Origin of the sequence: Arthrobacter sp. RIT-PI-e (genome assembly GCF_001187915.1) — a bacterium.
In the GTDB taxonomy this organism is placed as follows: domain Bacteria; phylum Actinomycetota; class Actinomycetes; order Actinomycetales; family Micrococcaceae; genus Arthrobacter_D.
This window is the reverse complement of sequence record NZ_LGIU01000050.1, coordinates 21,537-29,669: the sequence shown is the minus strand read 5'-3', so window position 1 is coordinate 29,669 and position 8,133 is coordinate 21,537. Positions and strand designations below refer to the sequence as shown.

General features: G+C 70.6%; 10 protein-coding genes. 5 read left to right on the top strand and 5 right to left on the bottom strand.

Features of this window, described 5'->3' with window-relative positions; all coding sequences use genetic code 11:
- The 4 genes from AC792_RS06670 to AC792_RS06655 all read left to right on the top strand — a co-directional run.
- Positions 1 to 918, top strand: a 918-nt coding sequence (locus tag AC792_RS06670) for an SLC13 family permease (RefSeq protein ID WP_152916069.1), incomplete at its 5' end; no start/stop codon positions are given.
- Positions 919 to 957: 39 nt separating this feature from the next.
- Positions 958 to 2,034: a tartrate dehydrogenase gene (locus AC792_RS06665; RefSeq protein ID WP_049829786.1), complete on the top strand. Its 1,077-nt coding sequence runs from the start codon at positions 958 to 960 to the stop codon at positions 2,032 to 2,034.
- 57 nt (positions 2,035 to 2,091) lie between these two features.
- Positions 2,092 to 3,063, top strand: coding sequence for a DNA-3-methyladenine glycosylase family protein (locus AC792_RS06660; RefSeq protein ID WP_049829785.1), 972 nt, complete (start codon positions 2,092 to 2,094; stop codon positions 3,061 to 3,063).
- A gap of 52 nt (positions 3,064 to 3,115) precedes the next feature.
- A complete protein-coding gene (locus tag AC792_RS06655; protein ID WP_049829784.1) occupies positions 3,116 to 3,406 on the top strand; it encodes a putative quinol monooxygenase in 291 nt (96 codons plus the stop codon).
- Between the two features lie 85 nt (positions 3,407 to 3,491).
- Here the strand turns inward: AC792_RS06655 and trxA are convergent, their stop codons facing one another.
- A complete protein-coding gene (gene trxA, locus AC792_RS06650) occupies positions 3,492 to 3,887 on the bottom strand; it encodes a thioredoxin (protein WP_049829783.1) in 396 nt (131 codons plus the stop codon).
- A gap of 87 nt (positions 3,888 to 3,974) precedes the next feature.
- On the opposite strand from trxA, the gene AC792_RS06645 reads away from it, so the two are divergent.
- Positions 3,975 to 4,406, top strand: coding sequence for a DUF1810 domain-containing protein (locus AC792_RS06645; RefSeq protein ID WP_049829782.1), 432 nt, complete (start codon positions 3,975 to 3,977; stop codon positions 4,404 to 4,406).
- 22 nt (positions 4,407 to 4,428) lie between these two features.
- Here AC792_RS06645 and AC792_RS06640 read toward each other — a convergent pair whose 3' ends face one another.
- The 4 genes from AC792_RS06640 to AC792_RS06625 all read right to left on the bottom strand — a co-directional run bounded on the left by AC792_RS06640 (position 4,429) and on the right by AC792_RS06625 (position 8,124).
- On the bottom strand, positions 4,429 to 5,640 hold the full coding sequence (locus AC792_RS06640) for an MFS transporter (RefSeq protein ID WP_049829789.1): 1,212 nt from the start codon (positions 5,638 to 5,640) through the stop codon (positions 4,429 to 4,431).
- Positions 5,641 to 5,656: 16 nt separating this feature from the next.
- Complete coding sequence (locus AC792_RS06635; protein WP_049829781.1) at positions 5,657 to 6,094, bottom strand: MarR family winged helix-turn-helix transcriptional regulator; 438 nt, start codon at positions 6,092 to 6,094, stop codon at positions 5,657 to 5,659.
- A 78-nt stretch (positions 6,095 to 6,172) separates the two neighbouring features.
- Positions 6,173 to 7,177, bottom strand: coding sequence for an acyltransferase family protein (locus tag AC792_RS06630; protein WP_049829780.1), 1,005 nt, complete (start codon positions 7,175 to 7,177; stop codon positions 6,173 to 6,175).
- A gap of 107 nt (positions 7,178 to 7,284) precedes the next feature.
- Positions 7,285 to 8,124, bottom strand: a complete 840-nt coding sequence (locus tag AC792_RS06625) for a glycosyltransferase family 8 protein (RefSeq protein ID WP_049829779.1) — start codon at positions 8,122 to 8,124, stop codon at positions 7,285 to 7,287.
- Positions 8,125 to 8,133 lie beyond the last annotated feature (9 nt).

Here is an 8,133-nt window from a genome sequence, read left to right as displayed (position 1 = left end):
GTGCTCCTCTGCGTCCTGTGCACCGTGTTCTTCTCCCTCGACCCCACCGCGGTGCTGCTCACCCCGCTCGTCGTCCTCCTCGCCCGGCGCGTCGGGGTGCCGCCGTGGCCCTTCGCCGTGACCGTGGCGTGGCTGGCGAACACGGCCTCGCCGCTCCCGCCCGTCTCCAACCTGCCGACCCCGCTGGTCCAGGAGCGGCTGCCGCTCGCCCCGGCGTCGTTCGTCGGGTTGGTCGCGGGGCCGGCCGTGATCGGCGTCGTGGTGCCGTGCGCCGTGCTGCTCCTGGTCTTCCGCCGCGACCTCCGCGGCGGCTTCTCCCCCGCACCGGCCCGGGCCGCCGAGGACACCGTCCTGCTCCGCTGCGGGCAGGGGGTCCTCGTGCTCCTGCTCCCCGCCCTGGTCAGCGGCATCCCCGTGGCCCTGAGCGCCACGGTGGCCGCCGTCGTCCTGGCCGTCCTCTTCGCCGTCCGGCGGCCGGACGGGCTGCCCCTCGGTCTGGTGCCCGTCCGGCCGCTCGTACTGGCCATGAGTCTGTTCGTGCTGGTGGCGGCCGCGCACGCACAGGGCCTCGACGCCTTCCTGGCCCCGGTGGCCGGGAGCGGCGAGGGCTACCTCGAGCTGCGCCGGCTCGCCGCGTCCGGCGCCACCGCGGCCAACGCCGTCAACAACCTGCCCGCGTACCTGGCACTGGAGCCGCTCGCCGGATCCCCGGTACGCCTGGCCGCGCTGTTGATCGGCGTGAACCTCGGCCCGCTCCTCACCCCGTGGGGATCGCTGGCCACCCTGCTGTGGATCGAGCGGCTGCGCACGCTCGACATCAGGATCCGCTGGACACCCCTGGCCCTCCTCGGGCTACTGGTGGTCGCCGTGATGCTTCCCGCGGCCGTCGCCACCCTCCGCACTGGCTCCGGCACCTAGGCTGGTCAGGAGCACGCCGCCCATCGACGAGGAGCAGCCATGACGAACACCCACCGGATCGCGGTCATCGCCGGGGACGGCATCGGCAAGGAGGTGGTGCCCGAGGGCCTGCGCTCCCTGCGCGCCGCCGCCGACCGCTTCGGCTTCGACCTCGAGATCGTCGAGTTCGACTATGCCAGCGCGGACTACTACCTGGAGCACGGCACCATGCTGCCGGAGAACTGGTTCGAGGAGCTGCGGACGTTCGACGCCATCTTCTTCGGCGCGGTGGGCTGGCCCGACGTGGTGCCCGACCACGTCTCCCTCTGGGGCAGCCTGCTGCAGTTCCGCCGCCACTTCGACCAGTACGTGAACCTGCGCCCGGTGAAGCTCATGCCCGGCGTCAGGAGCCCCCTGGCCGGCCGCGAACCCGGTGACGTGGACTTCTACGTGGTGCGGGAGAACACCGAGGGCGAGTACTCCAGCGTGGGCGGCCGGATGTTCGAGGGCACGGAGCGCGAGACGGTCATCCAGGACACCGTGATGACGCGCACCGGCGTGGACCGCATTCTGCGCTACGCCTTCGACCTCGCGCAGACGCGGGACAAGAAGCACCTCACCTCCGCCACCAAGAGCAACGGCATCTCGATCACCATGCCCTACTGGGACGAGCGCGTGGAGGCGATGTCGGCCAGGTACGACGGCGTCCGCGTGGACAAGTTCCACATCGACATCCTGTGCGCCAACTTCGTGCTGCACCCGGACTGGTTCGACGTCGTGGTCGCCAGCAACCTGTTCGGCGACATCCTCTCCGACCTCGGCCCGGCCTGCACCGGGACCATCGGCATCGCCCCGAGCGGCAACATCAATCCCGAGCGCACGTTCCCCAGCCTCTTCGAGCCCGTGCACGGCTCCGCCCCGGACATCGCGGGCAAGGGCATCGCGAATCCGGTGGGGCAGATCTGGAGCGCATCGATGATGCTGGAGCACCTCGGTGAGACCGAGGCCGCAGCGGCGATCCTCTCCGCCATCGAGTCCGTGCTGGCCGAGGGCGGGGACACCCTAACCCGGGATCTGGGCGGGACCGGGACCACGGCATCGTTGGGCGGGACCATCGCCCGCGTCATCGCAGGCTGACCGGGTTACAGGGCTGCGAGCGCGGGAGCGGTCCGCGCACCGTGGCAGGATTAACCCATGACCATCTCGCCCGCCGTCGTGCCCTCGGGTGCGGAGGCCGCGGAATGGGTCCCGGAGGGCCCCTACGCCCTGGCCGGGACCATCCGGACGCTGCAGTGCGGTGCCGGGGACCCCTCCTTCATCAGCCAGGGCCCCAATTCCTGGCTCGCCTTCCGCACCACCGACGGACCCGTGACCCTCCTGCTCCGTCAGCGCGGCGGCCTGAACGATGCCCGGGTGCAGGCGACCGCCTGGGGCCTGGGGGCGGCCGCGGCGCTGCAGGCACTTCCGCGGCTCCTCGGTGCCGACGACGACTGGGCCGCGTTCGACACCCCCGAGTTCCGGGACTCCCTCCCCGACCTCGCCCGGAAGGGGCGGTACCTGAACCCGGGGCTGCGCCTGCCGGCGTCGGGACGCATGCTGGACACCGTGGCCCGCGCCGTGCTGGAGCAGAAGGTCACCGGGCTGGAGGCCAAGCGGGCCTGGCGGTACCTCCTCCTGCACCACGGCGATGCCGCTCCCGGCGCCGGTGAGTACGCCCCGGCCGGGCTCCGGCTCCCCCCGACCGCCGAGCAGTGGCGGCGCGTCCCCTCGTGGGACTGGCACAGGGCAGGTGTGGACTCCAAGCGGTCCGCCACGATCCTCAAGGCCGCACTGGTGGCCAGCGGTCTGGAGCGCCTCGCTGTGTCGAGCGGTGCACCGGTCCACGCGGGTCTCCGATCGGTGCCGGGCATCGGGGTGTGGACCGTCGCGGAGGTGGTTCAGCGGACCCACGGGTGTCCCGACTCCATCTCCGTGGGCGACTACCATCTCGCCGCCTACGTGGGCGCGGCACTCACCGGCCGCAGGACCGACGACGCCGGGATGATCGAGCTGCTCAAGCCCTGGAAGGGGCACCGGCAGCGCGTGGTGCGATCGCTCTACGGGAGCGGCTTCCGCAAGCAGGCCTTCGGTCCGCGGCTCACCCCCGAGGACCACCGCCGGCGTTGAGCGGTCACGGAGGGCGACGCGCGGCGTCGCCCTCCGCCAGTAGGGTGGAGGCATGAGCACACCCGTGGACGTCACCGCAGTATTCACCCCGCTGGACGGGGAGTTCTTCCGAGTCAAACTGGCCCTGGACATCGCCATCGAGCAGGTGGTGCAGGAGCCCGGCTGCATCCGGTACGAGATCACCGACGCGCAGGAGGACCGCATCGTCCTCACCGAGCAGTGGGAATCCACGGAGCTGCTGGAGCAGCACATGCGCGGCCCCGCCCTCCAGGACCTCGGCGAGTCGCTGAGCGCCCTGCTGGCGAAGCCGGCCGATGTCGAGCGGTCCGACCAGGCGGTCTGACCCGGCGCTCTGATCTGGCGCTCTGATCTGGATGTCGAAAGGCCCCGCACTCGAGGAGTGCGGGGCCTTTCCCGGCTGTCGGGTACTACTGCCCGTCGGCGCTCGCGGGAGCTCCGCCCTGGCTCTGCTGCTCGGCGATCTGCTGGTGCACGGCCTTCATGTCCAGACCCTTGACCGCATCGACCAGCTCACCGAACTGGGTGGCGTTCAGGGCACCCGGCTGCGAGAACACGAGCACCTTCTCGCGGAACGCCATGAGCGTGGGGATCGAGGTGATCCCCGCCGCGGCTGCGAGGGACTGCTCGGACTCGGTGTCCACCTTCGCGAAGGTGACGTCCTCGTGCTTCTGCGACACGGCGTCGTACACGGGGGCGAACTGCTTGCACGGTCCGCACCACTCGGCCCAGAAGTCAACGAACACGATGTCGTTGCCCTCGATGGTTTCGGGGAAACTTGCCTCGGTGATATTGATTGTCGACATCCCTCCACGCTAACGACCCCGGGCCCGGATGTCAGGCCCGTTCGCTGTCGATGAAGGGCCGCACCCCACCGCACCCCGGAGGACACCATGACCGAGCACCACGACCTCGCCCGCTTCGTCGAGGCCCAGGACGCCTCCGGCACCCATGCGCAGGCGCTGACCGAACTGCGCCGGGGGCACAAGACCAGTCACTGGATGTGGTTCGTCCTCCCCCAGATCGCCGGGCTCGGTTCCAGCCCGACGGCGGTCAAGTACGCGGTGCACTCCCTCGCCGAGGCTCGCGCCTACCTGGCGCACCCGGTCCTCGGACCGCGCCTGCTCGAGTGCTCCCGGGCCCTGCTCGACCTCCCCGGGGACGACGCCGCGGCCGTGCTGGGCGGCATCGACGCCCGCAAGCTGCAGTCCTCCATGACCCTCTTCCACCGAGCGGACCCGGAGGAGAGCGCCTTCACCGCGGTCCTGGAGAAGTACTACGGCGGCGCGGAGGACGAGGGGACGACGTCGATCCTGGCCGGCTGAGCGGGCCGACGCCGCACCTCCCCTACTCGGCGGCGTGCACGAGCGAGGCACGGCCGCCGAGTACCACGGCGCCCGCGACGAGCACCATGACGGCAGCCACCGCGTAGGTGACCTGCGGGCCGAAGACCTCGGCGAGTTTCGTCGCCGCGAACGGTGCGAGCGCGCCGCCCAGCCACCGCACGCAGTTGTACCCCGCGGAGGCCACGGGGCGCGGTGCGTCCGAGACGCCCATGGCCAGTTCCGTGTACAGCGTGTTGTTGATCCCCAGCAGGGCACCCGAGGTGATCACCAGCACCACGACGGCGGCAACGGAGTGCTCGGCGGCCAGCGCCAGCCCGCCGAGCACCAGGGCCAGGGCACCCAGGGTCAGGAGCAGCACGCGGGTGGTCCCGAGGCGGCGCTGCAGCACCGGGGCCACGAGGACCGAGAAGATCGCCACCATGATGCCCCACCCGAAGAAGACGGCTCCGATCCCGTAGGCGTCCATCCCGAGCACGAACGGGGTGAAGGCGAGGATGGTGAAGAACCCGTAGTTGTAGAAGAGGGCACTGGACGCGGTGGTGCGCAGCCCCCGGTGCCCGAGGGCCACGAGCGGGTCCTTCAGGGAGGTGCGCACCGCGGGCTTCGGCGTCGCGGGGAGTAGGACGGTGAGGGCCACGAACGCTGCGGCCATGAGGACGGCGGTGCCGAAGAAGGGCGCGCGCCACTGCCAGCCGCCCAGGAGGGCGCCCAGCAGCGGGCCGAGGGAGATCCCGAGGCCCAGCGCCGCCTCGTAGAGGATGATCGCCGTCGCCGTGCCGCCGCTGGCCACACCCACGATCACGGCGAGCGCCGTGGCCACGAAGAGCGCGTTGCCGAGCCCCCAGCCCGCTCGGAAGCCCACGAGCGTACCGACGTCACCCGACAGCCCGGCCAGTGACGCGAAGACCACGATCAACCCGAGCCCCAGCAGCAGCGTCCGCTTGCCACCGATGCGCGAGGAGATCACCCCGGTCACGAGCATCGCGAGAGCCGTGACGAGGAAGTAGCTGGTGAAGAGCAGCGACACCTGGCTGGGTGTGGCCGCGAGGTTCTCGGCGATCGCGGGGAGGATCGGATCCACCAGCCCGATTCCCATGAAGGCGAAGACGGCGGCGAGCGCCGTGGCCCAGACGGCCTTGGGCTGGCGGAAGAAGGAGGCCCGCTCCTCCTCGAGCACGGTCGGTTCGGTCGATGCCCGCCGTGCGGCATGCATGGTCACTCTGGTACCTCTAATCGGTGTGGGTGAGTTTCTCGATGATCGGCAGGGCTGCCGCGAGGGTTGCCCGCTCGTCGTCGCCGAGCTGGTCCAGCAGTGCCGCCACACGTTCGTTGCGGTGGCGGCTGGCCGCCTCCCACTCGGTGCGTCCGTGATCCGTCAGGGTCACGAGGACCGCGCGCGAGTCCGTGGGGTCGGGGTGCCTGCTCACGAGCCCGGCCTGCTCGAGCTTGATGATCTGCTCGGTGGCGGACGGCACCCGGATGCCGAGGTTCGCGGCGATCCGGCTGACGCGCAGGGGTTCCTCCGCCGCCATGCTGAGGGTGCTCAGCTGCACCACGGAGAGTCGGCCCTCGCCGTTCATGGATCGGCTGAGGTACACCGCGTGGCGCAGGGTGGTGCGGAAGGACTGGGCGAGATCCAGCAGCTGCGGATCCGTCGTGGGGCTCATAGTTAGGTAGCCTAACATTGTGGTGCTCCGCAGCGAAATGCGGCCGGGTTCCCCTCCGGGACGGGCGGATCCGGAACCTCAGGTGCGGGAGCGGCGGGACCGGAGGGAACGGTCGCTCGGACGGCGCTTGAGCGCCGGCAACTCGAACAGCAGGTTGACGGATGCGTGCTCCCTGCGCGCGTAGAGCCAGGCCAGTCCGAGAGGGCACCCGATCCCGATCACGAGGACCACCGGGAACACGAACCAGGCACCGGTCAGTCCGGCCATGTCGAGGAGGGCGAGGCTGATCATGATCGGCCCCAGGTGGGTCACGTAGAACACGATCGAGTAGCGGCCCACGAACTCGAGCGCCGCAGTGACGCGGTTGCTGCCGAGCCGCGGGAAGACCCAGCACACCACCACCAGGCCACCCAGCACCCCCCAGGAGTACTCCGCGCGGTACAGGACATCCTCCTCCATCACGTTCAGGACGCCGACGACGATCGCCAGGACGGCCCCGCCCGCAACGACCCAGGGTGTGGAGAGCGCCTCCTCGAGACGCCCGGGATGCCGGGCGCACCACGCACCGAGGAAGAAGAACGCCGCGAGGAAGGCCATGGTCTCCGGGCGGCTGCCCACGGGCAGGGCGAAGGCGACCGCCAGTCCCACCCCCGCGAGGACGAGCGGGGGCACTCGCCGCAGCGGGTAGGCCACGGCGTAGAAGACGAGGATGAACCAGAGGTACCAGAGGTAGGTGGGCGAGAGGTAGAGGATCCCCAGGGCGGACGCCGGGCCGAGGTCCCCGCTGGCGGCGAGGATGATCACGGACCACAGCAGGTAGGGCCAGGCCACCATGGAGACCTTGCCCGCGAAGTACGTGCGCCCGGGATTGGCCCGCGACTGCGGGAGCAGGATCCCCGAGAGGAACATCAGTACCGGCATCCGGAACGGTTCGAGGAACAGGTTGAACTCGTCGATGCCGGCCAGGGGTCCGACAGCCGCGCGCAGGGCCTCACCGGTGTGCAGCACCACGACGAGGAGGATGGCGACGCCGCGCAGGCCGTCCAGCCAGCCGATGCGCGTACTGCTCGTGGTGCTGATCACTGCCTCCCGTTGATTGCCTTCCCACTGTAATCAGGCCCTCGGACAGATCGGTCCCGTGCGGGCGGGCATGGACAGACGACGGGAGACGGGTTAGGCGGCCGGCGGGGTCAGGGGGTGGGTGCGGCCAGGGGGTCGGCCGTCTCCCACCAGAGCCGGTTCACCGCGGCGTACCGGTCCGCGGGGTCGAGGGGCTTGGCCCAGGGCTTGTCGATGATGTAGTGGATGTTCTTCACCGCCGCCGGGTCCCAGACCGAGGGGTGCTGGTGCGGCAGGGTCTTCAGCGCGTTGTACACGTAGGGCAGCGGCTGCCAGCGGTCGCGGTAGTACTCGTTGAGGAAGTCCTGCTCGGCGAACGGGTAGTCCGAGAGGTCCTCCACGGCCGCCAGCCGGGCCACCATGTCGGTGAGGACGACCGCATCGGGCGAGAGCACGAGGAAGCCGCCGTTGAGGTAGTTGTCCGTCGCGTCCGGTTCGGTGACGTGGTCCCTGCCCCGGCAGTGCGTGTAGAAGCACCTCTCGGGCGTCCAGTCCGGCGGGTAGCTCGCGATCCGGTTGGGGTTGCACCGGCAGGCGTGGCAGGCGGCGATGGCGCCGTCGGCCAGCTCCAGCGAGAACAGCTCGTCCATGGTCCGTGTCACCAGCATGTCGGCGTCCAGGAAGACCGCGCGCTCGAACTCCGTGAGCCCCCAGACGGCCAGCTTGGTCCACACCTCCGCGAACCGGGCGTTGGCGTAGCTTTCGGCCGATCCCCCGGCCGGGCGCAGCGGCTCCACCTCGCGCACCAGGCACCCGTCGTCCTGCAGGAGCCGCCGGGCCTCGTCGTCGATCCCCTCGGTGACCATGACCACGAGCGGCGCCCTACTGCCGGTGGCCGCCAGCGACGCGCGCAGCGTCCGGACACCGATCAGGTAGTCGGGTTGCGTCAGCAAGGTCACCCAGGCGTTCATCGGCGGTGC

Coding starts and splice junctions, on each gene's coding strand:
- AC792_RS06665 (WP_049829786.1), top strand. CDS start 958: ATGACGAACACCCACCGGATCGCGGTCATCGCCGGGGACGGCATCGGC.
- AC792_RS06625 (WP_049829779.1), bottom strand. CDS start 8,124: ATGAACGCCTGGGTGACCTTGCTGACGCAACCCGACTACCTGATCGGT.
- AC792_RS06645 (WP_049829782.1), top strand. CDS start 3,975: ATGACCGAGCACCACGACCTCGCCCGCTTCGTCGAGGCCCAGGACGCC.
- trxA (WP_049829783.1), bottom strand. CDS start 3,887: ATGTCGACAATCAATATCACCGAGGCAAGTTTCCCCGAAACCATCGAG.
- AC792_RS06640 (WP_049829789.1), bottom strand. CDS start 5,640: ATGCATGCCGCACGGCGGGCATCGACCGAACCGACCGTGCTCGAGGAG.
- AC792_RS06660 (WP_049829785.1), top strand. CDS start 2,092: ATGACCATCTCGCCCGCCGTCGTGCCCTCGGGTGCGGAGGCCGCGGAA.
- AC792_RS06635 (WP_049829781.1), bottom strand. CDS start 6,094: ATGAGCCCCACGACGGATCCGCAGCTGCTGGATCTCGCCCAGTCCTTC.
- AC792_RS06655 (WP_049829784.1), top strand. CDS start 3,116: ATGAGCACACCCGTGGACGTCACCGCAGTATTCACCCCGCTGGACGGG.